The organism is Accumulibacter sp. (assembly GCF_032229525.1).
GTDB lineage: Bacteria > Pseudomonadota > Gammaproteobacteria > Burkholderiales > Rhodocyclaceae > Accumulibacter.
In genome coordinates, this window is sequence record NZ_JAVTWB010000258.1 from 1 (window position 1) to 25586 (window position 25586).

Annotated in this window: 21 protein-coding genes and 1 pseudogene; 6 read left to right on the forward strand and 16 right to left on the reverse strand. The window is 62.9% G+C overall.

Annotation, left to right across the window (positions count from 1 at the left end; genetic code table 11):
• From RUW20_RS20500 to RUW20_RS20530, 7 genes and pseudogenes are all read right to left on the reverse strand, one after another.
• Positions 1 to 200: pseudogene (locus tag RUW20_RS20500) on the reverse strand (hypothetical protein); the annotation flags it as partial.
• A gap of 85 nt (positions 201 to 285) precedes the next feature.
• Complete coding sequence (locus tag RUW20_RS20505) at positions 286 to 708, reverse strand: SHOCT domain-containing protein (protein ID WP_313954070.1); 423 nt, start codon at positions 706 to 708, stop codon at positions 286 to 288.
• Between the two features lie 28 nt (positions 709 to 736).
• The gene (locus RUW20_RS20510) at positions 737 to 1351 is read right to left on the reverse strand and encodes a DUF1579 family protein (protein ID WP_313954071.1); all 615 of its coding nucleotides are present in this window, start codon (positions 1349 to 1351) and stop codon (positions 737 to 739) included.
• 97 nt (positions 1352 to 1448) lie between these two features.
• Positions 1449 to 1856 (reverse strand): hypothetical protein, encoded by a 408-nt coding sequence (locus tag RUW20_RS20515; RefSeq protein WP_313954072.1) that lies wholly within the window; start codon positions 1854 to 1856, stop codon positions 1449 to 1451.
• A gap of 125 nt (positions 1857 to 1981) precedes the next feature.
• Entirely contained in the window at positions 1982 to 3619 is a 1638-nt protein-coding gene (locus RUW20_RS20520; protein ID WP_313954073.1) for a hypothetical protein, read from the reverse strand.
• A gap of 34 nt (positions 3620 to 3653) precedes the next feature.
• The gene (locus RUW20_RS20525; protein WP_313954074.1) at positions 3654 to 5285 is read right to left on the reverse strand and encodes a hypothetical protein; all 1632 of its coding nucleotides are present in this window, start codon (positions 5283 to 5285) and stop codon (positions 3654 to 3656) included.
• 104 nt (positions 5286 to 5389) lie between these two features.
• Positions 5390 to 8224, reverse strand: coding sequence for a DUF1254 domain-containing protein (locus tag RUW20_RS20530; RefSeq protein WP_313954075.1), 2835 nt, complete (start codon positions 8222 to 8224; stop codon positions 5390 to 5392).
• Positions 8225 to 8379: 155 nt separating this feature from the next.
• On the opposite strand from RUW20_RS20530, the gene RUW20_RS20535 reads away from it, so the two are divergent.
• Both RUW20_RS20535 and RUW20_RS20540 read left to right on the forward strand, forming a co-directional pair.
• Positions 8380 to 9486 carry an AraC family transcriptional regulator gene (locus RUW20_RS20535; protein WP_313954076.1) on the forward strand — a complete coding sequence of 369 codons (1107 nt, stop codon included), beginning with the start codon at positions 8380 to 8382 and terminating at the stop codon, positions 9484 to 9486.
• A gap of 169 nt (positions 9487 to 9655) precedes the next feature.
• Positions 9656 to 11374 carry a methyl-accepting chemotaxis protein gene (locus RUW20_RS20540; protein ID WP_313954077.1) on the forward strand — a complete coding sequence of 573 codons (1719 nt, stop codon included), beginning with the start codon at positions 9656 to 9658 and terminating at the stop codon, positions 11372 to 11374.
• A gap of 99 nt (positions 11375 to 11473) precedes the next feature.
• Here the strand turns inward: RUW20_RS20540 and RUW20_RS20545 are convergent, their stop codons facing one another.
• From RUW20_RS20545 to RUW20_RS20555, 3 genes are read right to left on the reverse strand one after another with little or no spacing between them, the layout of a single operon-like run.
• Positions 11474 to 12253 (reverse strand): arginyltransferase, encoded by a 780-nt coding sequence (locus RUW20_RS20545; protein WP_313954078.1) that lies wholly within the window; start codon positions 12251 to 12253, stop codon positions 11474 to 11476.
• Between the two features lie 4 nt (positions 12254 to 12257).
• Entirely contained in the window at positions 12258 to 12965 is a 708-nt protein-coding gene (aat, locus tag RUW20_RS20550; RefSeq protein ID WP_313954079.1) for a leucyl/phenylalanyl-tRNA--protein transferase, read from the reverse strand.
• The gene (locus tag RUW20_RS20555; RefSeq protein WP_313954090.1) at positions 12962 to 14071 is read right to left on the reverse strand and encodes an ABC transporter ATP-binding protein; all 1110 of its coding nucleotides are present in this window, start codon (positions 14069 to 14071) and stop codon (positions 12962 to 12964) included. Before RUW20_RS20555 ends, aat begins: the two co-directional genes overlap by 4 nt.
• 123 nt (positions 14072 to 14194) lie before the next feature.
• Between RUW20_RS20555 and RUW20_RS20560 the strand changes: the two genes are divergently transcribed.
• The gene (locus tag RUW20_RS20560) at positions 14195 to 15829 is read left to right on the forward strand and encodes an iron ABC transporter permease (protein WP_313954080.1); all 1635 of its coding nucleotides are present in this window, start codon (positions 14195 to 14197) and stop codon (positions 15827 to 15829) included.
• An 11-nt stretch (positions 15830 to 15840) separates the two neighbouring features.
• Here the strand turns inward: RUW20_RS20560 and RUW20_RS20565 are convergent, their stop codons facing one another.
• Positions 15841 to 16866, reverse strand: a complete 1026-nt coding sequence (locus RUW20_RS20565) for a Fe(3+) ABC transporter substrate-binding protein (RefSeq protein WP_313954081.1) — start codon at positions 16864 to 16866, stop codon at positions 15841 to 15843.
• 153 nt (positions 16867 to 17019) lie between these two features.
• Positions 17020 to 17529, reverse strand: coding sequence for a C40 family peptidase (locus RUW20_RS20570; protein ID WP_313954082.1), 510 nt, complete (start codon positions 17527 to 17529; stop codon positions 17020 to 17022).
• Positions 17530 to 17984: 455 nt separating this feature from the next.
• Between RUW20_RS20570 and RUW20_RS20575 the strand changes: the two genes are divergently transcribed.
• The 3 genes from RUW20_RS20575 (at position 17985) to RUW20_RS20585 (ending at position 18635) form a co-directional block, all read left to right on the forward strand.
• Positions 17985 to 18308, forward strand: a complete 324-nt coding sequence (locus RUW20_RS20575; RefSeq protein WP_313954083.1) for a hypothetical protein — start codon at positions 17985 to 17987, stop codon at positions 18306 to 18308.
• Positions 18309 to 18369: 61 nt separating this feature from the next.
• Positions 18370 to 18504 (forward strand): hypothetical protein, encoded by a 135-nt coding sequence (locus RUW20_RS20580; protein WP_313954084.1) that lies wholly within the window; start codon positions 18370 to 18372, stop codon positions 18502 to 18504.
• A gap of 35 nt (positions 18505 to 18539) precedes the next feature.
• Complete coding sequence (locus RUW20_RS20585) at positions 18540 to 18635, forward strand: hypothetical protein (protein WP_313954085.1); 96 nt, start codon at positions 18540 to 18542, stop codon at positions 18633 to 18635.
• Between the two features lie 73 nt (positions 18636 to 18708).
• Here RUW20_RS20585 and RUW20_RS20590 read toward each other — a convergent pair whose 3' ends face one another.
• The 4 genes from RUW20_RS20590 to RUW20_RS20605 all read right to left on the reverse strand — a co-directional run bounded on the left by RUW20_RS20590 (position 18709) and on the right by RUW20_RS20605 (position 25446).
• Positions 18709 to 21072: a hypothetical protein gene (locus RUW20_RS20590; protein ID WP_313954086.1), complete on the reverse strand. Its 2364-nt coding sequence runs from the start codon at positions 21070 to 21072 to the stop codon at positions 18709 to 18711.
• Positions 21073 to 21363: 291 nt separating this feature from the next.
• Positions 21364 to 22131 carry a triose-phosphate isomerase gene (gene tpiA / locus RUW20_RS20595; RefSeq protein WP_313954087.1) on the reverse strand — a complete coding sequence of 256 codons (768 nt, stop codon included), beginning with the start codon at positions 22129 to 22131 and terminating at the stop codon, positions 21364 to 21366.
• 77 nt (positions 22132 to 22208) lie between these two features.
• Positions 22209 to 23465 (reverse strand): phosphoglycerate kinase, encoded by a 1257-nt coding sequence (pgk, locus tag RUW20_RS20600; RefSeq protein WP_313954088.1) that lies wholly within the window; start codon positions 23463 to 23465, stop codon positions 22209 to 22211.
• A gap of 217 nt (positions 23466 to 23682) precedes the next feature.
• Positions 23683 to 25446, reverse strand: a complete 1764-nt coding sequence (locus RUW20_RS20605) for a carbamoyltransferase (protein ID WP_313954089.1) — start codon at positions 25444 to 25446, stop codon at positions 23683 to 23685.
• Between the last annotated feature and the right edge of the window lie 140 nt (positions 25447 to 25586).

Consider the following 25586-nt stretch of genomic DNA (forward strand, 5'->3'; position numbering starts at 1 on the left):
CGGTCGGAAAAGTAGATCGTCTGCGGTGCCACATTGACCAGCCTTAGCGTCTTGTCGTCCGCCTTCAGGCTTTCGGCACTTTGCACGAACATCAGCTGGACCTTGCTTTCCGCGGCGCTTGCCGTGTTCCACGGCGCACCAAGCGATGCCGCGGTTGCCGCCAAGGCGGCGCCTAACAGGAACTTACGTCTTGCTCTCATCGGTGTTTTCTCCTGCAACTTACCTCAATGACACCTGCACTCCCCGGGCCCAGGCGGACGACAGCGTGCGGATGTCGCGCTCGCTTTACTGCGCTATCTGATTGACGATCTTGGTCTTGGCCGCCTCGTAATCGCCCTTGCTGATCAGTCCCTGGTCGTACAGCGACTGCAACTCCTTCAGCTTTTGCTGCGCGGTCTTGCCCGGATGCGCTGCTTGCGCCGCGCTCGCCTCGGCCTGACTTGCCGCTGCTGCAGCCTGGTTGGCGGCTGCCGCGGACTGGTTTGCGGCGGCCTGTGCCGATGCGGCAGCGGCTGCCTGCTCAGAGGCGGCCGCACTTTCGGTGGCGACTGCGGCAGTCGTGGCCGCGCCGGCAACGATCACGGTGCGCCGCGCCGCCCGGCGCCAGACCCCCAGGATCGCCCAGGCGGGTTGCGTACACACCATCAACGCCAGACCGCCCAGCAGCCTTCTCCGTGAAAAGCTCTTGCCCGTTTCACTTTGTTTCATCTCTTCTCTCCTTGTCCAGTCGGACTGACTACTTGCTACGCGTATAGCGCAGCTCCATCATCTTGAACATCGTGCTGCCCAGGCCCTTGCCCCAGAGTTCCGTCACGTGCCCACCGTCCTCGGTGAGCTTCATACGCAACTCCATCGGCGACGGCTTGCCGGTGAGCACGTCGGGGACCGACGCCTTCATCGTTGCCGACTTGCCGGCGGCGTCAAAACCACCGGAGTACCAGGTCATGCCCGTGCTGCCGCTATCCATCCAGGTCGCCTGGTACGCTTTGGCGACGTTGTCGAAGCCGATGTAGCCAATACCATTGAAAGGCTCGCCGTTCACCTGTCCCGCCAGCATGGACTGGACATAACGGTTGCCGAGCACCCACGCGCTGACCATTGTTCCTGACGATTCAAGCGGGGGCTTGGACGGCTCCACCCAAGTGCGGATGGCGACGTTGAAGGTGCCGATCATCGGCTCGAGCCGCTTCTGGCCCTCGCCCGGGGTCATGGCGCTGTCAAGCGCCTTGGTCAACGCTGCCTCCTTCGCCGGCGGGCTGGCGGCGGCCTTGCTTGCATCCTTGGCATAGACGGGGTTCGCCAGACAGAGGACGGCAGCCAGCAGCCCCCCCATGCGATAAGAGATTTTCATTTTTCAAGCCTCCGTTTCAAACATGAATCGGTACCAGGAGGTCACCTGATACGCATTGATCGCCGACATCCTCGCAGTATCTGCGGGCAGAACTATATCAATAACGACGGCGAGCCGCTCCGCGGTTCCCGGCAGCGCCAGGCTGGTTGACTCCCGGATCGCGCCCGACATTACCGGCCGCACCAGGCTGGTTCACCCCGGGGTCCCTTTCGACGTTACCCACTGCCCCCGGTTGGTTGACGCCGGGATCACGCCCGACGTTGCCAACTTCGCCGGGCTGGTTCACTCCGGGGTCCCGCCCGACATTGCCGACCGCGCCAGGCTGGTTGACTCCCGGGTCGCGCCCGGTGTTGCCCACAGCTCCCGGCTGGTTGAATCCACGGTCACGCGCGTTCAAGGTAGCGGGCACAGCGAGCATGGCACTGACGATCAGCGCCGCTGCCCACTTCCCTCCGGCGGCACGCCGGATGCCGGGTGTTCTTCCATGAGATTGTGTAGATTTCATCTTCGTCTCCATCGTAGTTACCCTCCTCGCACACGCCGGCGATCGGGCGAATCCCGATGCCAGCCTCGCTGCCCGGTACAGCAACGTTCGTCCCGGATGTCATCGGTCGCCCTAAACCTTGCCAGCTACCTGGCCGACGTCACGCCAGGCTTAGGCATGGCCTGCAACACGTAGAAACCCTTTCCCACCGCGGTGGGAAAGTACACCCGCCCGCCGAAGCCCGGCGGCGTGAGGGAGTTGATGGTGAGCGGCTCGAAGAAGTCCGACTCGGCGACGATCTTGCCGGTGGCGGCGTCGCGCCAGGTCAGCTGCTCCTTGTAGTTGGCGGTGAACAGCGCCAGCTTTATTGGCTCCTTGTCGACGCTCTGCTTCATGTTGGTCAGCAAAAGCAAGCGCTGGTCCTTCGGGCCGATCACCGGCTGGAAGGTGGTGGTGGTGTCGTCGACGACGAAGGCCACCTTCATCTCGCCGGTCGCCTGATCGACCTTGATGCCGGCCACCTTGCGCATGCCCATGTCGGCCGAGTAGATCATGTTGTTTTCGGGGTCGGCACCGGCCTTCGGCGGCGCGAAGCTCCACTCACCCTTCTTCAGCTCGCCGAAGGGGAAGATGGTCTTCATGTTCTTCGCATCCTTCTGGTTGGCGATCACGATGCTCGACGAGATTGTTTCGCTGCCGCCGCCGTTGAGCTGGAAGCCGACCCAGTCGCCGATGAGGCTCGGCGCAGTCGCGGCCGACTGGCCCTTGGCCATCGGGTAAATGACCCACGATTCGTCGGCCGAGAGCTTCTTGGACACCGGGTCCCAGATGTAGCGCCGCGCGCTCTTGGCCATGCCGATGTAGATGTAGGTCTTGCCCTCGAAGGTGGTGATGATGTGCGGCGAGACGCAGGGCTCGGGCAGCGGGATATCGTGCAGCACCTCCAGCGTGTCGGGGTTCACCGCCACCAGGTGCGAATTCGGCCACTTCATGCCCTTGGCCAAACAGGTGAGGATGCCCATCGTGCCCTGCTCGGTGCAGCCGATCGGGCGTGTCTGATCCTTCATGATCAGCGTGCGGTCAGGCGCGATGGTCATGTGCTTGTAGTTCACGTCGATGATCGGTGTGTCGCCGGCGGGCAGCGTGTTGTGTTTCAGGATCTGTCCGCTGTCGCCGTCGATCAGCACGATCTGGTTGGCCCAGGCGAAGGCGATGTTGCCGCTGTCGAGGATGTTCAGGTTGGCGTTGGCGATCCAGCGTCCCGAGGCGTTCAGGTTGTCGAGGTAGGTGCGCCAGATCTGCTTGCCGGTGGTGGCTTCGGCCTTGGCGATGTAGGGCCCGGCCATGTTCGGGTCTTCCAGCGTCGGGAACTCGCCGCCGACGATGTACAGTTCGCCTGGCTTGCGGTTGTTGATGTAGGAGATGCCGGGATAGTCGTCTTCGCTGCGCCACGCATAGACCGAGTTCGCGCCGTCGCGCGAACCGAGGAAGCTGGCGCAGGGGAAGATGCCGCTGCGCTGGGCGTCGGAGATTTCGGCGCCATTGAGCGAGGGGTAGTAGCCCGGCGTCGGGATCTGTTGCTGGCAAGCCAGCTCCTTCAGGTACAGGCTCACGTCGCCGGGCAGCGGGCCGTTGGCCGCGACCTGGTTCGGTGTCAGCCCGATCTTCGCGACTCGCGCTTCGACCTTCGGTTCGATCACCGACCAGCCCAGACGGTAAGCGGCGTAAGCCAGTGCGACGACGACCAGCAGGCCGATCAGTTTCAGGAGTGTCGATGCTTTCATTTTTTCCTCTTGGTCAACTGCCTCAGGACCAGCGCTACTTCGCCGCCGGCGGCTTCGGCATCGCCTGCAACACGTAGAAGCCCTTGCCTGCGGCCGTGGGGAAGTACACCCGCCCGCCGAAGCCCGGTGGCGTCAGCGAGTTGCCGGTCAGCGGCTCGAAGTAGTCGGACTCGGCCAGCAGTTTGCCGGTAGCGGCGTCCCGCCAGGTTAGCTGCTCGGTGTAATTCTGCGTAAAGAAGGCGGTCTTGACCGGCTCCTTGGGCACATTCAGCTTCATCTGCGTGAGCATCAGCACACGCTGATCCTTCGGCCCGAAGAGGGGTTGGAAGGTGGTGGTCATGTTGTCGAGCACGAAGGCCACCTTCATCTCACCGGTTGCCGGATCGAGCTTGATGCCGGCAACCTTGCCGATGCCCATATCCGCCGAATAGAGCATGTGGTTCTCGGGATCGGCGCCGTTCTTCGGCATCGCGAAGCTCCACTCGCCCTTCTTCAGTGCGCCAAAAGGAAAGAGGATGTGCGTCTTGGTCGGATTCTTCTGGTTTGTAACGACTACGCTGGAAGCAACCGTTTCGCTGCCGATCCCGTTGAGCTGCACCGCGATCCAATCACCGATCACGGTGGGCGCGGTGGCGGCGCTCTGCCCTTTCTGCATCGGGTAAATCACCCACGATTCGTCCAGCGAGAGTTTCTTCGTCGCCGGGTCCCAGAAGACACGTTGTACCATCGTGTCCATCGGCACGTAAATGGCGATGCGCCCTTCGAACATGGTGATGATGTGCGGAGAGGTAGCCGGCTCAGGCATCTGAATGTCGTGCAACACTTCCAGGGTTTCCGGGTCCACCGCGACCAGCTGCGAGGGCGGCTGTTTCATGCCTTCGGCCGCGCACTTGATGATCGCGATGGTGCCCTGCAGCTTGCAGCCCTTGGGCCGCGTCTGGTCCTTCAGGATCAGGGTACGGTCGGGGGCGATCGTCAGGTGCTTGTAGTTCACGTCGGCCGTCGGTGCCGCGCCACTGGGTAGGGTGTTGTGCTTCAGGATCTGGCCGGTATCCGCGTCGAGCAGCACGATCTGGTTCGACCAGGCAAAGACGATCTTGCCGTTATCCAGGATGTTGAGGTTGGCGTTGCCGATCCAGCGTCCCGAGGCGTTCAGGTTGTCGAAGTAGGTGCGCCAGATCTGCTTGCCGGTGGCGGCGTCGGCCTTGGCGATGTAGGGCCCAGCCATGTTCGGGTCTTCGAAGGTCGGGTATTCACCGCCGACGAGGTACAGCTCGCCCGGCTTGCGGTTGTTGATGTACGAGATGCCGGGATAGTCGTCGACGCTGCGCCAGGCATAGACCGTGTTGGCGCCTTCGCGCGAGCCGAGGAAGCTGGCGCAGGGGAAGATGCCGCTGCGCTGCGCGTCGGAAATCTCGGCGCCATTGAACGACGGGTAATAGCCCGGCGTCGGGATTGCCTGTTGGCAGTCGAGTTCTTTCGCGTACAGGCCGACGTCGCCGGGCAACGGGCCGTTGGCCGCGACCTGGCCCGGCGTCAGGCCGATCTTCGCCACCCGCGCTTCGACCTTCGGCTCGATCACCGACCAGCCCAGCCGGTAAACGGCATAGACCAGCGCCAGCGCGACCACCAGGCCCGCCAGCTTCAGAAACGTCGAAATTCTCAAGATTCTCTCCTATCGGGTTAGTCATTACGCTGGCGCTGTCAGTTTTCGGCTGCCGGCCTCCCGGTCCGCGTGCATCAGGCCCGCCGCAACGGCGGGCCGGGCACTCACTTCTTCAAATTCGATGCCTCGAAGGCCGCCTTGGTGGTGTATTCGCCGCGCGGGTAGTACGGCCCCATCACGGTTTCTTCGGTGCCGGGTTCGGTGACGTGGTTCGGGCTTTGTTGCCAATCCGGGCTATTGGCCATGATGCGCAGCATCAGCATGCCGAAGTCGGTGCGGTTCTTCGGCCCCGGGATGCCTTCGCCACGCGGGCTCCATTCGATCCAGGCGACACCGTTGGCGGCGGTGGCGTTTTTCGGCCGGTCTTCCTTGCGGCTGTAGACGATGGTGTAGTTGCCGTCCTTGTCGAGCGGAATCTGCATGTCGGTCAGCCCGTCGACGATTTGCCCCGAGGGCATCGATTCGCAACTCACCAGCGAGAAGTACTGCGTCTGCGCGGCCGGCATCACCTCCAACCCGCGTCCGCCGCTACCGGCATAGGTGTTGGGGAAGGTCGGCATCTTGCCGCGCATCACGTACACCGGGCCGAACTTGCGCGACAGGTTGACCAGCATGTACTCGGTTTCGGGGTCACCACCACCGTCGATCGCGCTCTTGTAGGGGATCTTCGCGCGCTCGGCCGGGGGCATGAAGGCGCCCAGGATCGAATACTTGATGTTCCAGTACTTCTCCCACTTCGGCACCGGCCGCGCCGGCGCGGTGTCCGGCTTCAGCGTCGGGTCGTTGGTCTTCGCGGTGACGAGGTGTTCCCACTGCTCGGGCGTAGCCGGCTGCTTGGTCGCGCCGGAGAATGGCCGGCCGAAGCGCTTGACCACCTCGTCCTGCGTCAGCTTGCTGCCATCGGCGAGGGTGCCGGTGTAAGTGGGCAGACCGCGCGCCGGCGACGGCCGGTCGGCGGGTGCCCAACCGGTGCCGTCGCTGCCCTGGTCGGAGAGGTAAATGCGGTTCACCACCTGGCGCTCACCGCCGTCGGTACCGACGTACAGCGTGTTCTTCGCGCGTGGCTGCCCGGCCGCCGGCGGGTCCTGCGCCAGTACATGAATGGTGAAGTCACGCTTGTCCGACAAGCGGTCGGCACCAACACGGAAGGGGTTGATCGACCCCGCGTCGGGCTCGATGTCGGGGCCGGCGAGTGACTCGCCGATCGACACGAAGGTGCCGTGCTCTTCCTTGTACAGCGCGAATTGGAAATAGCGTGCACGCGGGAAGCTATAGTTGAAGGTCATCGCGCTGCCGGCGGGCATCGCGAAGCGACCGATGAAGTAGGTCGATTGCCAGTCGGGCCAGAGGTTCGGGTTCTGGATCAGCCGCGGGTATTCCAGGTAGTGCCAGTAGCCCCAGCCGCGCGGCCCCTGCAGCAGGCCATCATGGCCGTAGCGCGTGTCGGTGCGGATGAAGTTCTCCAGCGACTTGTCGCCGAAGCGGCGCACGTCCAGCGCGTTGAGGTTGCCGATCGGCAGCAGCTGCGGCGGCTTCCATTCGCCCTTGCCCAGCGGATAGACGGTGGGCGCCTCGGTTCTCGGCCAGTACATTCGCATGACGACGAACATCGGCCCGTTCGGCGCCGGCAGCCAATTCGATTCCTTGTCCTTGCCCGGCGAATCTTTCTGGACGTAGACGGTGAGCGAACCGTCGGCGTTCTTCTTCAGCCCCGGCAGCATCGGCGAGTTGATCAGGTAGCGGTTGATCGGGTTGTCGATCAGCAGCTGCGTGCCGCCGTCGTACATGGTGATCGACCAGAAGGCATTGACCGGCGGCAGCTGCCCCGGCGCGAAGGTCATCTGGTAAGTGTGCTTGGCGCCGTCGAGCACGATGCCGTTGATGTCGTTGCGCGTAAACGGATACACCGCTTCAGCCTGGCTGTTGCCGTAGATGCCGAGCTTGGCGGCCGCGGCGCGTAGCGCCCAGTTGCCGTTGTAGAAGGCGCGGTCGCCTGCCGCCGCGCCGATGTTCCAGCCATTGACGACGGTGCCAACGGTTTCGGCGGTCTGGCCGATCTTCGCCAGGGCGGCCTTCATCGCCTCGCCCATCGCCGCCTTGACGGCCGGTGTCATATGCTCGCCGCCGGGCTTCAGGCCAGCGCCGATGCCGATCTTGGCGAAGCGCTCGCGCATCGGCATTTCCACCGCAGCGGTGCCGGTGGCCGGAGCGTACTGCAGGAGGAAGTTCAGGTAGGGCACGAATTCGCTGGTGAAGGCTGCCGGCGTGAAAGCCGGCCACTGCACGGCCGCTGCGGCCGGTGGCTTGACGGCGCCGGTGAAGGCCGACAGCGGCTTGACGCTATAGCCGGCCTGCACCTTCTTGACATTCGGCATGTCCGCCGGGTTGAAGAGCTGGGTGCGGTAGACCACCAGGCTGAACTGGGTCTCGCTGCGGAAGGTTTTGGCCACCGAGGCTGGCGCTTCACCCTTCCAGTCGGGCCCGGCGATCAGGTAGCAGCCGGCGTCACTGCCGGTGGTGCGGCTACCGATGTAGCCGTAGTTGTCGGTGTACAGGTCGATCAGCTGCACGTCGTAGTAGCGCGCCGGATCGATCTTCGGCATGCACAGCACCATCGGCTCGGCGCGCAGGTCGAGCATCACCATCGAATACGGGGTGTCGCTGTTCGGCGTGCTGATCGCCGTGTCCCTGGGGGTGAACACTCGCGCCTCGTTATGCAGCTGGTTGATTGGTGCCTTGAACTGCCCTGACTTGGGGTCGATGAAAAAGTCGTGCATGACCTTGTAGCCAACGACCATCGGCAACCCGTACAGGTAGGCCTCCTCGACGACGGCTCGGATCTCCGCGAGATCACCCTTCTCCTGCGCCGCCAGGCTTGCGCTTCCAACGGAAGAAACCATGGCCATCGCCACAGCCAGCCTGATCATGAGCTTGCGCATGAGCGGCTCCTTTCTTTGCCAATGACTCACCGGAACACCGCGGGTAGTGCCGGCGACGATCGGCCGGCCCGCGAAAAAACGGGATTGTCGACTGTTCCGTACTCGGTTGCTTGATAATTTGCGACATCTTCCCTGAATCACGGCGACGACTCACCATGACCGATGACACAGCCAGGCTGCCATTGAAGAAAGCCTCCGGCGAAGTTCCGGAGGGCTTCTTGCGTGTTGGCCCCTTGACCAACATTGCGCAGGCGATCGAGCACTTCGCGGTCGACGCCGACGGGCTGTTCGCCAGCGTCGGCGTCAGCGGCGAGTTGTTTGCCAACCCCGACAACATCATCTCGCCGTACACGGCTGGCGAGCTGCTCGAACGCTGTGCTGCGCTTACCGGCTGCCCGCACTTCGCGTTGCTTCTCGGACGGACTCAAAGCGCCTCCTCACTCGGCATGGTCGGCGAGCTGCTGCCACACTGCGCCGACGTCGGCACGGCACTGGCCCACCTGCAGGACCTCCTCCATCTGCACGATCGCGCGGGGATAGCGACACGCACGATCGACGGCAGCACCGCCACCCTCGGCTACACCTTGTTCGCCGGACCGATTGCCGGCGTCGACCAGATCTACGACGGCACCCTGGTGATTGCTCAGAACATCATGCGTCTGCTATGCGGCTCGCAGTGGAGAGCACGGGCCGTGTTGCTCTCACGCCGCCGCCCGGCGAACATGCGGCCGTATCGTCAGGTCTTTCAGTGCCCGATCGAGTTCGACGCCGAGAGCTCGTCACTGGTATTTCCCGCCAGTGATCTGAGCCTGCCGGTCGCCGGTGCCGACCCCGCTCGATTCAAACTGTTGAAGGAGCGGCTGGAAGACATCCGCGACCGGCACGACCTGGACCTCGTCGCACAGACCCGTCGGGTGGTGCAGGCGATGCTCGTCCTGCGCCGCTGTTCCCTCACCCGGGTTGCCGGGGAGCTGGCGATGAACCCGCGCCGACTGAACCGCTTGCTCGAGCGCGCGGGCAAAAGCTACCGGGAATTGCTCGACGAAGCCCGTTGCGGTCTGGCGCTGCGCTTGATCTGCAATACCGACCTGTCGCTTGGACAGATCGCCGTGGTCCTCGACTATTCCAGCGCCAGCGCCTTTACCCACGCCTTCAAACGCTGGCAGGATATCTCGCCGCAGGAGTGGCGCCGCATGCACGGGTGTTCGATGGCAGCAGCTCCCGCAACCACCATGCCGCCGAAGATCACCGCGCACGGCTGAGCCAGCGGCACCGCGCGGCCGTGCGCCGCGGACAACCATGGCAACCGTCACCGTCATGCTTTCGACACAAGCCATGCCTAGACTCTGCTGAGTACGTGGCCGTAGGCGTGTGCAGCGGCACGGTCAACACGCTGCCGCCGCGGGCCTGGACAAACCAAAGGACCCAGACGTGGACAAGTTCTTCAGCAAGTTACGCATCGGTGAAAAGATCGGACTCGGTTTCGCGCTGGTCGGCCTGCTGTTTGTCGGCGTCGTCTGGCACTACCACAAGACGCTCGCTACGGTGCTCGACGACTACCAGCAGCTGCAGGTCTTCGAGGTACGAAAATCCCTGGCGCTGGAAATCGAGATCGAACTGGCAGCCGTGCGCGATGCCGAAAAGGGCTTTCTGCTCGGCCATCAACTTCTTTTTGCCGAAGCGCTGGGCAAGCGCTTGCGGGCGCTCGACGAAAAGGTGGCGGCGTTGGCTGCGGTCGACCAGGACTCGCGGCAAACGGCCACCGCGCTGCAGGCGCTGCTGACCACCTACCAGGAACGTTTCCAGGCGGTTGCCGACGCCTGGCGAATCATGGGTCTGGATGAAAACTCGGGGCTGCAGGGCGCCTTCCGCGACAAGGTTCATCGCCTGCAAACACTGGCCGCCAGCTACAACGTCGACCGCCTGTACACGCTGCTGCTGCAGATTCGCCGCAGCGAGAAGGATCTGGCCCTGCGCCAGGATCCCATTTACCGAGAGCGCGTTCGCCAGTTGATCGCCGAGTTTCGTCAACAGTTGAAGGTTTCCGAACTGCAGGATAGCGTCCGCCAACAATTGCTGACCGAACTGGCGGCATATGCCACGAGCTTCGAACCCTACGCGGAGACCGCGCTCAAGGCGGGGAACGTCGCCGGTGGCAGGGGGCCGTTTCGTGACGCGGCACACCGTATCGAGCGACTGCTGAACGCGTACCACGTCTCCAACCTGGAGGCCAGCGTCCTGCAACTCAGGCGACGCGAAAAGGACTTCCTGCTCCGCGGCGATGAGTCGTACCCGCCAATGGTGATCAAGATCGCCGAGACGATTCGCGCGCAGATCAGCGGCTCACCGATCTCCGATGCCGACAAGACGCTGCTGATCGGCCTGCTGGGGGATTACCAGAAGGATTTCCTGGCGCTGGTGGCGCAGAGTTCCAGCATTGGCGTGCTGACCCGCGAAATGAACGCCGCGGCCGAACGTGTCGCGCCACTGGTCAAAGCGAACGTAGACCAGGCCAACCAGATGACGGCTAGCCGCGTCGCTGAAATCGCCGACTCGTCGCAGGAGAGCGTGCGAATCAGCCTGATCGTCATGTTCTGCGCGATCGCCCTCGGGGTGCTCCTGGCGGTGGCGATGACGCGACGCATCGTCCGTCCGGTTCGCCAGATGGCCGGACTGCTTGACGATCTCGCCTACGGCAGTCCCACTACCCGCGTCCCGACGGTGAGCAATGGCCGCGACGAGATCAACGCCATGGCCGAATCGCTGAATGCACTGGTCGAACACCGGGCGACGTTCATGCGCTGGTGGAAGGAGTCGATGGACGAGGTAACGGCGCGGCGCGAACTGGCCGCCGCCAGCAACGACGAAGAAAAAGACGAGGCGATGCGGGACTTGCGCACGGCGACCATCGCCAAGCTCCAACAGCTCAATGCCATCCGCAGCCGCTTGCTTGATCACGGCCGGCACGTGCTCGATGTCGCCCAGAGGCTACAAGCTGCGCCTGGCGGCCTGACGGCCGAGGAGGGGAAATCCCTGGAGCATGCGGCGAAGGGCATGGCAACGCTGTTCGAGGTTCTCGCCAGGGAAGAAGCACCGGCACGGGAAAGGGCGGGCCAGGCAAACGCTTCGGAGGCGGCAGCAACTGTCTGACTGCCGCAAAACGACATTCTCATCGGCGAGTATTGGCCGCTATCCCCGGAGATCGTTGACAACCCCGAGGTCCAGGCAGCCGCTGGCCAAGCGCAACACTCAGTCGCGCTCGTCCGGCCCGAAAGCCGGGACGGTCTGCTCGGTCAGATGTGCGCGCAGATCGGTCCACTGGCCGTCGAATAGCCCTTCGATGGCCTTGAAATTGGCTTTGTAGGCCATTTTCCGGCTGTCGCGAATCCAGTAGCCCAGATAGAGATAGGGCAGCCCGTTGGCCGCACACTGGGCGATCTGCCAGACGATGTTGTAGGTGCCGAAACTGGCCGCAGAAAGATCGGGATCGTAGAAGGTGTAGACCGAAGACAAGCCGTCGTTGAGGACGTCCAGGATACTCACCATGCGCAGGACGCCGTTGTCGGTGAATTCGACCAATCGCGTGTCCACGCGGCTTTGCAACAGGAAATGCGCGTACTGGTCGTGACTGTCCTGGTCCATGCCACCGCCAGTGTGCCTGGCCGACTGGTAGCGCAGATAGAGCTGATAGTGATCATCGCGAAAAGCGAGGGGTAACTCGCGCGCCAGAAGCTCGGCATGCGTCCGGACGCTGCGACGCTGGCTGCGGTTGGGCTCGAACGCGTTGACCGGAATGCGCACCGGCACGCAAGCCTGACAACCGTCGCACTTCGGCCGGTAGGTAAACATCCCGCTGCGTCGAAAGCCGCTGCGAACGAGTTCGCCGTAGACCTCGGTATTGATCAAATGGCTTGGTGCGGCAACCTGCGAACGCGCCCGCTCGCCCGGCAGGTAGCTGCAGGTGTAGGGCGCCGTGGCGTAGAACTGCAGCAGGGAGAACGGCAGATTGGAGTCGTTGAGTCGCGACATTTCCCTAAGTCCAGGCTTGGCCAGCGCCGTCCACCGGCCATCTGCCGGGCTGCCACGGCACGGCAACCAGGGCACACAGACGGGCCATGAATAGATCGCGGGGGATCTCCCGCGCGCCGAGCGACGCCAGGTGCGGCGTGCTCATCTGGCAATCTATCATGCCGTATCCCTCACCTTCAAGGAAGCGCGCGAGATGCGCAGTGGCGATCTTGGAGGCATCGGTGGCATACGAGAACATCGATTCGCCATAGAACATCCGGCCGATGGCCAGGCCATAGAGGCCACCGACGAGCTTGCCATCGAGCCACGTCTCGACCGAGTGGGCGAATCCCAGCCGGGCCAGTTGCCAGTACGCGTGCTGCATCTCGGGTGAAATCCAGGTGCCGGACTGGCCGGCACGCGGTGTTTCGGCGCAGGCCCGGATGACCGCCGGGAAGTTGCTGTCCAGAGTCACTTGAAAGCGCCCGGCACGCAAGCTGCGACGCAGCGAGCGCGAGATGCGAAATTCGGCAGGATCGAGGACCATGCGCGGGTCCGGGCTCCACCAGAGGATTGGCTCACCACTCGAGTACCAGGGAAAGATACCGTGCTGATAGGCGCTGAGCAGGCGCTGTGGCGACAGGTCGCCGCCCGCACAGAGCAAGCCGTTCGGCTCGAGCAATGCTCTTTCCAGCGGCGGAAAAGCTTCCTTGCCTTCGAGCCAGGGAATCATCGATGGAAGTGAATGGCCTGGGCGTTGGACGGGAAAGCGCGGGTCGGCGTCTTGAAGGCGACGACGTGATCAACGTCCAGGCGGATACCGATTTTCTCGCCAAGGGCATGATTGTGATGCGAGGGGACCAGGGACAGGACGTCGACGCCGCTTCCGAGTCGCAAGGTGTACAGGATTTCGGCACCGCGAAAAGCCTTGTGCCGGACCTCGGCCAACAGTTCGCTGCGGTCATCGTGAATGATGTCGTCCGGGCGCAACAGCACCTCCACGCCACACCCCTTGCCACAAGCGTCGCAACCCTCGCTGCATTCGAGCGGCAAACGCGATTCGAGAACGCCCAGTTCCACTTCGACCCTTCTCTCGTCGATCACCATGCCGTTCAGAAAAACCCCCTGACCGACGAAATCAGCGACAAAACGATTGACCGGCTGATGATATACCCGGTACGGCGTATCCCATTGCTGAATGATGCCCGCAGCCATCACGCCGACCTCATCAGCCATGGCAAAAGCTTCGTGCTGATCATGGGTGACCAACACGGCCGTGATGTTCTGGCTCTTGAGAATGTCGCGCACTTCGAGCGACAGTCGCTCGCGCAGACCAACATCGAGGTTGGAAAAAGGCTCGTCGAGCAGCAGCAGTTGCGGCTGCGGCGCCAGGGCGCGGGCGAGCGCCACGCGCTGTTGCTGGCCGCCCGAGAGTTCATGCGGATACTTGTCGCCCTGCCCGCCGAGGCCAACCGTCGCCAGCAGGTCAGCAACCCGCTGCCGACGCTGGCCAGCAGCGAGCGCCGCCAGACCGAAGCCGACGTTGGCTGCCACCGTCAGGTGCGGGAACAAGGCGTAGTCCTGAAAGACCATGCCGATTTGTCGCTTCTCCGGGGGTACACGCCGACCAGGCCGGCTCACCGTTCGGCCGGCGACCCGTATTTCTCCCGCGGCAATCTCCTCGAAGCCGGCAATACAGCGCAGCAAGGTCGTCTTGCCGCAGCCGGATGGACCGAGCAGACAGGCGATGCTGCCCGTTTCGACACGAAAGCCGACACCATCGACAACCGTGTGCGATCCGTAGCGCTGAACGATTCCTTCGAGTTCGAGATGGGCCATCAAAGAGGGGGCATCGGGTGCTGTCGGTTGGAGGTAAACGCTTGCGCCGCACAAGTGCCGGTCAAGCCGGGAAGATAGCAAGGGGAACTTGTCAATTATAATTCTCATTTAGCCGCTTGAACCATGACCCGCTCACACCCCAATCCCCTGCTTCTGGTTTCCGCAGCCGTGGCCGCACTGGTCAGCCTGCCGGTGGCGAGTGTGCTGATGAACATCCTCAGCGGCGGCACCAGCACCACCTGGTCGCACCTGGCGGCGACCGTTCTACCAAGCTATATCGGCAATACGCTGGTGTTGTGCCTGGCCGTCGGTCTGGGCGTCATTGCGGTCGGCGTCGCGACGGCATGGCTGACCACCATGCATGATTTCCCCGGTCGACGGGTATTCGAATGGGCTCTGGTCCTGCCGCTGGCCATGCCGGCCTATGTGCTGGCCTATGTGTATACCGATTTTCTGCAGTTTGTCGGTCCGCTGCAGAGCTTCCTGCGCGAGTCCTTCGGCTGGAGCAAGGCCGACTACTGGTTTCCGGAGGTCCGCAGCCTCGGTGGCGCGATCGCCATGTTCGTCTTCGTCCTCTATCCGTATGTCTATCTGCTGACTCGCACGGCCTTTATCGAGCGCGCCAGCGGCATGCTCGAAGCCTCGCGCACACTCGGTCTCGGGCCCTGGCGCAGCTTCTTCCGCGTCTCGCTGCCGCTGGCCCGGCCCGCCGTCGCGGCCGGCACGGCTCTGGCCCTGATGGAAACCCTCGCCGATTACGGTACGGTGTCCTATTTTGGCGTCCAGACTTTCACGACCGGCATCTATCGCGCCTGGTTCTCGCTGGGTGATCGTATTGCTGCGGCTCAACTGGCGGCGGCACTGCTGGGTTTCGTGATGCTGCTGTTGCTGATCGAGCGTAGTTCTCGCGGTCGGTCGCGTTTTCATGACACCACCGGACGCCACCGCCAGAAGGTTGGCCATCAACTGCCGGGCTGGCGTGGCTGGCTGGCAACGGCGGTCTGCGCGCTGCCGCTGACCATCGGCTTCCTGCTGCCAGCCTGGCTGTTGCTGCGCCTGGGACTGTCCAGCAGCGAGGCACGCTTTGGCGAGCACTTCCTGGTCATGGTGCGCAATAGTTTCCTGCTCGCCGGGGTGACCGCGTTGATCGCCGTCGCCCTGGCGGTGCTGCTCGCCTATGGCGCCCGCCTGTCGAAAGGCTTGCCGGCGCGGGCGCTCAACCGCCTGGTCGGTCTCGGCTACGCCGTCCCCGGTTCGGTAATTGCGGTTGGCGTCCTGATTCCGGTCACCCGCCTGGACAGCTGGCTGGCGGGGCAATGGCAGCAGTGGTTCGGAAGCAACCCCGGCCTGCTGATTACCGGCGGCATCGCGGCGCTGGTCTATGCCTACCTGGTACGTTTCCTCGCCGTCGCCTTGCAGGCGGTAAGCACCAGTCTGGCGAAAATTACGCCGAGCATGGACGACGCAGCGCGTAGCCTGGGCCTCGGACAAGCGGTGACGCTACGCCGGGTGCACCTGCCGATCGTGCGTAGCAGCCTGTTTACAGCCGGTCTGCTGGTATTTGTCGACGTGATGAAGGAGCTACCGGCGACACTGGTCATGCGCCCTTTCGATTTCGATACGCTGGCTACCCAGGCCTACACGCTCGCTTCCGACGAGCGTCTGGGCGAAGCGGCCAGCGCATCGCTGGCCATCGTTGCCGTCGGGCTATTACCACTGATCGCGCTATCGCGCCAGATCTCGCGCAGGCGCCGCTGACGAATGCTCGCTCAGCGGTAGCCGGCGCGGTCGAAAATGATCTGCGCCTTGGCGCGATACATGGCCAATGACCCAACCGGCAGGCTGTCGGCCTTGAACTTGCCGAGCGCCTCCAGCGCCGGATTGTCGATCTTGATGCCAACCACTACCGGCCACTCATTATTACCATCGGCGAAGTAGCGTTGCGCCTGATCACTGGCCAGGTACTCGAGGAACTTGATCGCCGCTTCCTTGTGTGGCGCATGCTTCAAGACCCCACCACCCGAAACGTTGATATGCGCACCGTAAGTTTTCTGATCGGGCCAGACGATGCCGATCTTGTCCATCGTCTTGCGGTCTTCGGGCTTGTCCGAACGCATCAGCCGGGCCAGATAGTAAGTGTTGGAGACAGCCACCGCACATTCGCCGGCGGCGACGGCCCGGATTTGATCGGTATCACCGCCCTTGGGTGCGCGGGCAAAATTGGCAACGACGCCTTTTGCCCATTGCTCGGCTTTGGCCTCCCCCTGATGGGCAATGATCGACGCCATCAACGACAGGTTGTAGGGGTGAGAGCCCGAGCGCGAGCAGACCTTTCCCTTCAGTCGCGGATCGGCAAGGTCACTGTACGTCGCCAGCTCCTCGGGCTTGACGACGCCTTTGGCATAGATGATAACGCGCGCACGGGTCGAGAAGGACGCCCAGTCGCTGGTCCGCAGATTCGCCGGAATGCGCGCCTCCAGAATCGCCGACTGGAGCGGCGCAAAAAGCCCCAGTTCGTGCGCTGCCGCGAGGCGCGCGGCATCGACAGTCAACAGGACATCGGCCGGGCTATAGGCGCCCTCGTTCCTGATCCGCTCGAGCAGTTCGTCTTCCTTGCCCTCGATACGCTTGATCTTGATACCGGTCTCTTGCGTGAAGCCATCGTAGAGGGCTTCATCGGTCTGGTAGTGGCGGGCCGAGTAGAGATTGAGGACTTGCTCTTCGGCTTGCGCGCCGCCGAAAGCGGTCGCGCCCAGGCTCAAGCTCAACAACGAACGTAAGAACAGCGATTTCATGGTCATGCCTCCATTGATTTAGATGAGAATAACTATCGTTATCGGCAATAATAACAAGCGCGACCATCGGTGTAAATGCGAATCGTTCTTTTTTGTGGGCAAAAAAAACGACGCAACGCGTCGTTTCATAGAAAAGCCGGAAGACTCTGCGGCTCAGCCCTCCAACAACCGGCGAGCGCCGTTGTAGCGGCGAACCCAGTAACTCTGCCGCATGTCCTCGATCCGGATCTCGGAACCCGACCGCGGCGCATGCATGAAGCGATTGTCACCAAGATAGATCCCGACGTGCGAAAAAGCACGACGCATGGTGTTGAAAAAAACGAGGTCGCCGGCTTTCAGTTCACGACGGTCGATCACCTCACCAACCTGGCTCTGTTCACCGGCAGTGCGGGGCAGGATCACGCCGATCGCATCCTTGAAAACGAGCTGGACGAAACCGCTACAGTCAAGACCCGTATCCGGGTCGGTACCGCCGCGGCGATAGTTGATGCCAATAAGTTCAAGACCCTTGAGGATCAAGTCCTGTGCAGTGGTCGTGTAACGTTCGAAGAGAGAGGGGCCGTCGACTGGTTTCAATTGCTCATCGGCGTGAACCAGGCCGGCACTTGAAAAAGCGATCAGGGCAGCGCCGAGGAGGGACGCGAGGGGGTGTTTTCTGGACATGGGAACGAAACTTATGTGAAAAAAGTCACGTTGTAAACCCCCTTTGCAGCGGCGGCTTTTCCAGAAAGGTACTCAAGTCGCCACCGCAAGCCTCTAAGCTGAACGCAAGATGCTCTGTAAATGGGCCTCAGGGCAGCAATCCACTGTGCTGCACTGCACACGGGATTGCCGGAACAAACAAGGTATATTGCCTGTCGCCGCTTTCCCGGCATTGCCGAAACTCTTCACCGGCAGTCGTCGGGGTGGCCGCCAATGCGCTGCCCAACTTCGACGATTTGATTGGCATAACCAACGAGAAGGCTCCGCCCAGCCTTGATCCCGGATAGGGTGACGTTATCGCAACAAACGCCTATCTGGAGAGCCAAGGAGGCGGGGCGATGAGGACTTTGGCATGAGCGCCGCTTGCGTTCAAGCTTGAAGCCACGGAAGCGCTGCTGACGGCGAATCCCGGGCGGGTGCTGTTCGACAAATTCCTCGTCGGCCTGGGGCTGAATCGCCGGCTGGCTACCGCGGTGCCCAAACCCGGCAGTGGTCGAGGCTATCAAGCGAGGGCCTATGTCACGCCGCGAGTACTGCTGCTGACCGACGGCGGTCGATCACTGGCGGAGCTGCGCTTGCTGAAGAACGATCTGGCCTTGAGCGGTCTGCTGAAGCTGGGGGCGCTGCCAAGGACCAACGCCAAAGGCGACTGGAAGACGCAGGCTGACTGCGCCGTTGCCGAGACACGACACAGCATAGACGAGACCAGAAAAGCGTTCCGCCTGATCGTCGTCAAGTAGAAGCGCCAGGCCGCGTTGTTCGACGATGCACCGCGATACCACTTCATTATCGGCAACCGCGTTGAAGCGCGACTACCAAAACGTGGATCAGGACGTCTCGGATCTGGAGGCGGCAGGACTGCTCGTGCGTGACGGGCGCCGTCTGGCCGCACCCTGGAACGAGGCTCAGGCCAGCGTGTCGTTGGCACCGCAATGATGGCAACGCCTCATTGCCTGACAGAGATCCACCGCGTGCGCACGATCGCCGACCTCGCCGGCGTCGATGCGATCGCCGTGCCGCACTTGACCGAAGCCATGCAATACCGGCGGGCGCTGGCGAATGACTGAGCGGCGGGCACTCACCGGCGACGCGCGTCTGGGCTCGGTGATCGTTCCGTTGAGCCGCCCGACGCCGGACGTGTCAGGCCGCTGCGCGCTGAGCGCCGCGCCGAGCCACGGTCTCGCGCAGCAGGACCAGCAGGCACACCGAGTAGAACGCGGTGCCGATCCAGTAGGCGGCCGAGATGCCGAGCTGCATCGAGATGGCTACCCCCAGAACCGAGGCAAACACCGACGTGGCGCCATTGACGCCCCAGAACCACGGGTGCAGGGCCCGATGGTGCTGGCTGATCAGCATGCCCATCGGAAACATCATCCCCATGCAGAACCCGGCCGGGGCCAGCAGAAGAACCGACGACAGGATTCGTGCCGGCGTGCCCAGATGCTTGAGCTGCCCGGTGATCGAGGGCGTCAGTAATCCGGTGGCCAGAAGGACGACGCACAAGGCAACGCCCCTGAAGAGGAATCGCTGATGCCACAGCGGGCCTGCGGGACGGACGCTCAGACTGCCCAGGCCGCCGAACAGCAGCAGGGTAAACAGGATCACGGTCAGCCCGTACACCGGGTGGCCAAGGAAGATGATCAGGCGCTGCATCTGCGAAATCTCGATCAGCATGAATCCCACGCCGATCGCCACGAAGTACAGCAGGTACGGCACCGACCCTTTCTCCATGCGCCGGCGCGTCGAAGCCAGGAGGGGGCCGAGAACGAAGCCGATCACGCACGCGAAAGTGGCGACGAGGAGGAAGCCGATGATGCCGATGGCCTTGGCGTTGGAGCCTTCGGCTTCGCGGCTGCCGTCCTGCCTGAAGACATCCTTCAGTCGCGTGACGTAAAAGAAGAACGGCCGGTCGTCGGTCGACGCGCTGACGTCAATCGGCAGCGAGGCCAGGAATTTCTCGTCCGCCATTCCCGAAGCGATAACGCCGCTGGTCCTGTCCCACGCGGTGTCGGCGTCGAGCATGACGTGAAAACCCTCGCGCCCGGCGGCCTGCCTTGCCCGCCGGGTGTCTTCGGCGGAGAACGCCGCGGCGCCGACGATGACCGTGACCACACGGGCCTCCTTGGCGGCCTGCGGGCCGTCCTCCATCCCGTTGCGAAACGCCAGGATGTGGCTACGGATCTGGTGGTCGGGAACGCCGCGCTGCCGCAGCGTCTGCGCGGCCAGCGACAGCAGGCGATAGAACTCGCCGATGTGGGTGCCTGGCTCGAACCAGCGCGACACCGACAGCACGCCCTTGGGACTCAGCTTGGCCATGAAGTCCGTCCACGCCTCCACGGTGTAGAGCTTGTTCTCCGCCAACGCCAGGCCACCCGCCGCGGTCGCCGCCCAGGTGTCGATGAGCGAGATCTGGACCAGGTCGAAGGTGTCGTTCGTCTGGTTGAGCCAGCTGCGCGCCTCAGCGTTGACCAGCGAAACCCCGGGGCGCTGACCGAGATGCCCGGAGAAGTCGGCGAAGCTCGTTGTCAGCACGTCGAGGTTGGCCGGATTCAGCTCGATGCCGGTCACGTGGCCGGCTCCGAAAACCAGCGCCGAGAGGATGTCGCGCCCACCGCCCACGCCAATCACCGCGACCCGGTCGATCGATCGGATGTGGTAGGGCATGTTGATAATGTCGTTCGCCAGGAAGCCGAGCGGCTCGAGGTTGCCGTCGAACCGGGTGATGACGGTTCCGGCGCTGGCATCGATGATCAGACCCATCTGTTCAATCGCCTGCGTGGGCTGGCGGCCGAACCCCCAACCCACCGGCCCGTATGACGGGGGAACCGGCCCGACGCTGATGTGCGAATAGGCGTTCCAGCGCTCGTAGGGCAGCGTGCTCTGCACCTGGTCAGGTGCCCAGCGGATCTTCAGGTGCGGTCCGTTCGTGACATACAGCCCCCCCTGCAGGACCAGCGCCACGAGAAAGGCCCCGCCCAGCCATCCGGCCCGGGTGGCCAGCGCAGGATCGGCGCCGCGAGCCATCACCAGCGCCGCGAAGGCGCTCAGGCAAGCGAGCGCGAAGGTCAGGCTCACCGGGTCGAGATACAGCAGCGCGCCCACCACCAGCATGCAGCCCAGCGCCGCACCGACCAGATCGGCGGCATACAGCCCGCCGATCGCTTCGCGGGATTTCGTCAGGATCAGCGTCACGCAGATTCCACCGTAGGTGAACGGAACGACGAAGGGAATGAAGATCAGCGCGGTGGTCACTTCCGCGTTCCTCGGCAGGAACGGCGGCGAGACGATGTAAACCAGCGTCAAGGCGGCACTGCTGAGCGAGAAACCGAGCGCGGCCCTGGCCCACTCGCTCTCCAGCCGGTCGGCCGAGAACCGCGCCTCTCGGGAGAACACGCGCTGCGCGCCGAGGGTCATGCCGAGCATCGCCAGCGAAATGCCCATGAATGCGAAGTGGTAGAACAGCACCGCGCTGAACAGGCGGGTCAGCAGCACCTGGTAGGCCATCACCACGAGCGCGATGACAAAAATGCCGACGAAGTGCGGCCGCGCCTCAAGGCGCCGAGCTGAAAACATCATGTTCGGGTTTTAGATGATCAAGTGGAGTGTTCGCGGAGGATGGGAAATGCAATGGACCATCAAGGAGTATGGCTGACGCCGGGTGCAGCAGTCAATGATCAGGGCAATCGCATCAAATCTCGGGGGGTTCCATGAGGCGGGCGAGGAGGTGTCTTAGGGCTGGACGAAAAAAAGCGGGCGCCGCAATGCGGCGCCCGCGCTTCCTGCCCCTGACACGACTTACTTGCTGATCGACTCACCCGGCGTGATGATGCCCAGGAAGCTGTCGGCCTTGAGCGCCGCACCGCCGATCAGGCCGCCGTCGATGTCCTTCTGACCCAGCAAACCAGCGGCGTTGTCCGGCTTCATCGAGCCGCCGTACTGGATGCTGATCGATTGGGCGACGTTCTCGCCAAACAGCTTGGCCAGCAGGCCACGGACGAAAGCGTGCGCTTCCTGCGCTTCGGCGTCGCTGGCGGTGACGCCGGTGCCGATCGCCCAGACCGGTTCGTAAGCAACCACGGTGCGCAGCGCGTCGGCGGCAGAAAGCCCCGCATAGGCGCCATTGACCTGTTTGGTCAGCACACTTTCGAGCTCGCCGCCCTTGCGCTCGGCGAGCGTTTCACCGATGCAGACGATCGGCCCCATGTCCAGCGACAGGACCTTCTTGACCTTCTTGTTGACCGTTTCGTCGGTTTCACCGAAATAGGTGCGTTGCTCGGAGTGGCCGATGATTACCAGGTCGACACCGATTTCCTTGAGCATGTCGGCACTGACCTTGCCGGTGAATGCGCCCTGGTTTTCCCAGTGCACGTCCTGTGCTGCGAGCTTGACGTTGCTGCCCTTGACCACTTCGGCGACTTTCGCCAGTGCAAGGTAGGTGGGGGCGATGGCGACGACGACGTTCTTGATGTGCTTCGCCGCGACGACCACTTCGGCGGCGAGCTTGACTGACTCGGCAACGGTCTTGTTCATCTTCCAGTTGCCGGCGATAACGATCTTACGCATGGGTTTCCTCTTGTCTGTTTCGGATTGAGCTAGGAACTCGGCCCCGGCAAAGCGCCGGGGCCGTTCGGCTTGGTGGCTTACTTTTCGGAAAGCGCGGCGACGCCAGGCAAAACCTTGCCTTCGAGGTACTCCAGCGATGCGCCACCACCGGTCGAGGTATGGGTGACCTTCTTTTCGGCGCCATATTTCTTCGCAGCCGTCGCAGTATCACCGCCACCAATCACCGTCGTCGCGCCCTTGGCGGTCGCCTGGACGATCGCATCGGCCATCGCTTTGGTGCCGGCTTCGAAGTTGGCGAACTCGAAAACGCCCGCCGGGCCATTCCAGATGATCGTTCTGGCGTTGAGGATGGCGTCGGTGAACACCTTGGTTGATTCCGGACCGCAATCGAGACCGAGCCAGCCGTCGGGAATCCCGTCGACATCGTTGGCGGTGCCGGTGTTGGCGGCGGCGTCGAACTTGTCGGCAATGATGAAATCGGTCGGCAGCAGGATCTGCTTGCCCTTCTCCTTGGCCTTGGCCATCAGGTCGGGGACCAGCTTGGCACCCTCCTCGTCGTACAGCGAGTTGCCAATCGGCATGTCGGTGAGGACTTTCTTGAAGGTGAAGGCCATGCCGCCACCGATGATGATCTGGTCGGCCTTGTCGAGCAGGTTGTTGATCAACTGAATCTTGTCGGCAACCTTGGCGCCACCGAGGATGGCCAGCAGCGGCCGCTGCGGTGACTCGAGTACCGCCGAGAAGGCTGCCAGTTCCTTGTTCATCAGGTAGCCTGCGGCACGCTGCGGCAACTGCACGCCGGTCATCGACGAGTGGTCACGGTGGGCGGTACCGAAGGCGTCGTTGACGTAGACATCGGCCAGCCTGGTCAGCGAGGCGCGGAAGGCTTTGACGTCGTCAGGGTTGGCCTTGACCTTGCTGACCGTGCCGTCGGGCCCCTTGACGGTGCCTTTGCCTTCTTCTTCAATGTGGAAACGGAGGTTTTCGAGCAGGATGACTTCGCCGGGCTTGACCTTGGCGCAGGCGGCTTCGACTTCAGGGCCGACGCAATCGGAAAGGAAGCTGACCGGGCGCCCGATAAGACCTTCGAGAGCAGTTGCGACAGGCTGCAGGCTGTACTGCGGCATGACCTTGCCGTCGGGACGGCCAAGGTGGGACATCAGGATGACTGCGGCACCCTTGCTCAGGGCATATTGGATCGTCGGCAGCGCTGCCTCGATGCGTTTGGTGTTGGTGATCGCGCCGGTAACCTTGTCCTGAGGGACGTTGAAATCAACGCGGATCAGGACGCGCTTGCCTTCGAGGGCGAGATCTTCGATGAACAGTTTGGACATGATTTCCTCGACAATGAGTTGCTGTTAAAAATTAGGGGGACTAAGGATGGAAAATGGCATGGTGTCTCCGTTTCGGCTACAAAACGGCCCCTCAACAGAGCACTTTCAGCCACTGCGTTGAGAAAACTAGGCATGGGGAAGGCGTTTCAAGTACGCAGACGAAGTATCCTAGGCGCCGCTGCCGGAGTCAAATCCCGCTTCCGTCAGGGGTGGCTGTTCAGCCTGCAGACGGCAAGAAACCGGCAGCAGCCTGCGCCTTGACGACCAGCAAATCTTCCATCACCAGATACTCCAGATCCGAGCCGAAGAACATGTTCAGCGCATCGGTCGGCGAACAGATCATCGCTTCGCCGCGACGGTTGAGCGAGGTGTTGAGAACGACGCCGTTGCCGGTCAACTTCTCCAGCTCCACCATCAGGTCGTAGTAGCGCGGGTTGAATTGCCGTTGTAGGACCTGCGCACGCGAACTGCCATCTTCGTGCACCACCTCCGGAACGCGCTCCTTCCAGCCCTCCGCCACGGCGAAGGTGAAGGTCATGAACGGCGCCGGGTGGTCACTGCCGAGCATCTGTGGGCCAACGGTGTCGAGCATGCTCGGGCAGAACGGGCGCCAGCGCTCGCGGAACTTGATCTGGGCGTTGATCCGGTCGGCGACGCCGGCAACACTCGGGCAACCAAGGATGGAACGGCCGCCAAGCGCCCGCGGGCCGAACTCCATCCGCCCCTGGAACCACGCCACCGGGTTCCCGGCCACCAGTAGCGCAGCAATTTCCTGCGGCACCTGATTCAACCGTTGCCACTGCGGCTGCGCCGGATGGCGGGCACACGCGGCGATGACATCTTCGTTGCTGTAGGCGGGGCCGAGGTACACATGCTCCATCTTCTCTACCGGCACACCGCGCTGCACCGACACCCAGGCGGCCGCGCCGACCGCTGTGCCGGCGTCGCCAGACGCCGGCTGGACATAGAGCTCACGGACATCCGGGCGGGCGATGATTTTCTGGTTGAGCTTGACGTTGAGCGCGCCGCCACCGGAAAACGCCAGACGGCCGGTTTCGCGCAGAATGTCACCGAGGTAGTGCTCAATCATCTGCAGCGAAAGGTCCTCGAAGAGCTTCTGCATGCTCGCCGCGTAATGGATATACGGGTCGTCGGCACTGTCACCCGAGCGCTTCGGGCCTAGCCATTCGATCAGTTTCGGCGAGAAGTAGTAGCCCTTCCCCTTCTCCTTGTAGCGACGGAAGCCGATCACGTTGGCGTAGTCGGTGTTGACCGTCAGTTGGCCGTTCTCGAATTTCGCCAGCCGCGAGAAATCGTAGCGATGCGGGTCGCCGTACGGGGCCATGCCCATCACCTTGTATTCACCGTCGAGCATCTCGAAACCGAGGTACTCGGTCAATGCACCGTACAGCCCACCCAGTGAATCCGGATCGTAAAACTCCTTGATCTTGTGAATCCGGCCCCTCTCGCCGTAGCCGAAGAAGGTCGTCGCGTATTCGCCCTTGCCGTCGATGCCCAGAATCGCCGTTTTCTCTTTGAATCCCGCGCAAAGATAGGCGCTGGCGGCGTGCGCCAGGTGATGCTCGACCGGCACGATTTCAGTATTTTTCAGATCGAAACCAAGCTGCACCAGACACCACTCAATGCGCTTGCGGTAGCGGTAGAAACGTCGATTACCGGTCAGGATGGCGTCCAGCGCACGCTCCGGCGCGTACCAGTAGCGCTTGGCATAGTGCCAACGTGCCGGCTCGGCAAGACTGATCGGCGCAAAAGGTATGGCCACCGCATCAACCTCGGCCGGCTTGACGCCGGCAAACTCCAGGCAGAACTTGGCCGCCTCGTAGGGCATGCGGTTCTTGGCATGCTTGTCACGAACGAAGCGTTCTTCCTCCGCCGCCGCAACCAGCTTGCCGTCGATGTAGAGCGCTGCCGACGGATCGTGGGTCAGCGCTCCTGATAGTCCGAGTAAAGTCAGTGCCAAGGCAAGGTCTCACAGAATCACATAGGTCGGCCCGGAAATCCGCAGGCGGCAGTGGTCGACGAAACGTTTGAGTATACCTGCACTGCCAGCGCTTCTGCGCTGCCATCCACCTTGCTCAGCTTCGTTCTTCCGCGGAATGA

Bases quoted from the DNA above. Each gene is read 5' to 3' on its own strand.
- RUW20_RS20545 (WP_313954078.1), bottom strand. From the start codon at position 12,253: ATGTCGCGACTCAACGACTCCAATCTGCCGTTCTCCCTGCTGCAGTTC.
- RUW20_RS20565 (WP_313954081.1), bottom strand. From the start codon at position 16,866: ATGAAATCGCTGTTCTTACGTTCGTTGTTGAGCTTGAGCCTGGGCGCG.
- aat (WP_313954079.1), bottom strand. From the start codon at position 12,965: ATGATTCCCTGGCTCGAAGGCAAGGAAGCTTTTCCGCCGCTGGAAAGA.
- RUW20_RS20520 (WP_313954073.1), bottom strand. From the start codon at position 3,619: ATGAAAGCATCGACACTCCTGAAACTGATCGGCCTGCTGGTCGTCGTC.
- RUW20_RS20510 (WP_313954071.1), bottom strand. From the start codon at position 1,351: ATGAAAATCTCTTATCGCATGGGGGGGCTGCTGGCTGCCGTCCTCTGT.
- RUW20_RS20535 (WP_313954076.1), top strand. From the start codon at position 8,380: ATGACCGATGACACAGCCAGGCTGCCATTGAAGAAAGCCTCCGGCGAA.
- RUW20_RS20560 (WP_313954080.1), top strand. From the start codon at position 14,195: ATGACCCGCTCACACCCCAATCCCCTGCTTCTGGTTTCCGCAGCCGTG.
- RUW20_RS20515 (WP_313954072.1), bottom strand. From the start codon at position 1,856: ATGAAATCTACACAATCTCATGGAAGAACACCCGGCATCCGGCGTGCC.
- RUW20_RS20590 (WP_313954086.1), bottom strand. From the start codon at position 21,072: ATGGCCTACCAGGTGCTGCTGACCCGCCTGTTCAGCGCGGTGCTGTTC.
- RUW20_RS20555 (WP_313954090.1), bottom strand. From the start codon at position 14,071: ATGGCCCATCTCGAACTCGAAGGAATCGTTCAGCGCTACGGATCGCAC.
- pgk (WP_313954088.1), bottom strand. From the start codon at position 23,465: ATGTCCAAACTGTTCATCGAAGATCTCGCCCTCGAAGGCAAGCGCGTC.
- RUW20_RS20505 (WP_313954070.1), bottom strand. From the start codon at position 708: ATGAAACAAAGTGAAACGGGCAAGAGCTTTTCACGGAGAAGGCTGCTG.
- RUW20_RS20570 (WP_313954082.1), bottom strand. From the start codon at position 17,529: ATGTCCAGAAAACACCCCCTCGCGTCCCTCCTCGGCGCTGCCCTGATC.
- RUW20_RS20530 (WP_313954075.1), bottom strand. From the start codon at position 8,224: ATGCGCAAGCTCATGATCAGGCTGGCTGTGGCGATGGCCATGGTTTCT.
- tpiA (WP_313954087.1), bottom strand. From the start codon at position 22,131: ATGCGTAAGATCGTTATCGCCGGCAACTGGAAGATGAACAAGACCGTT.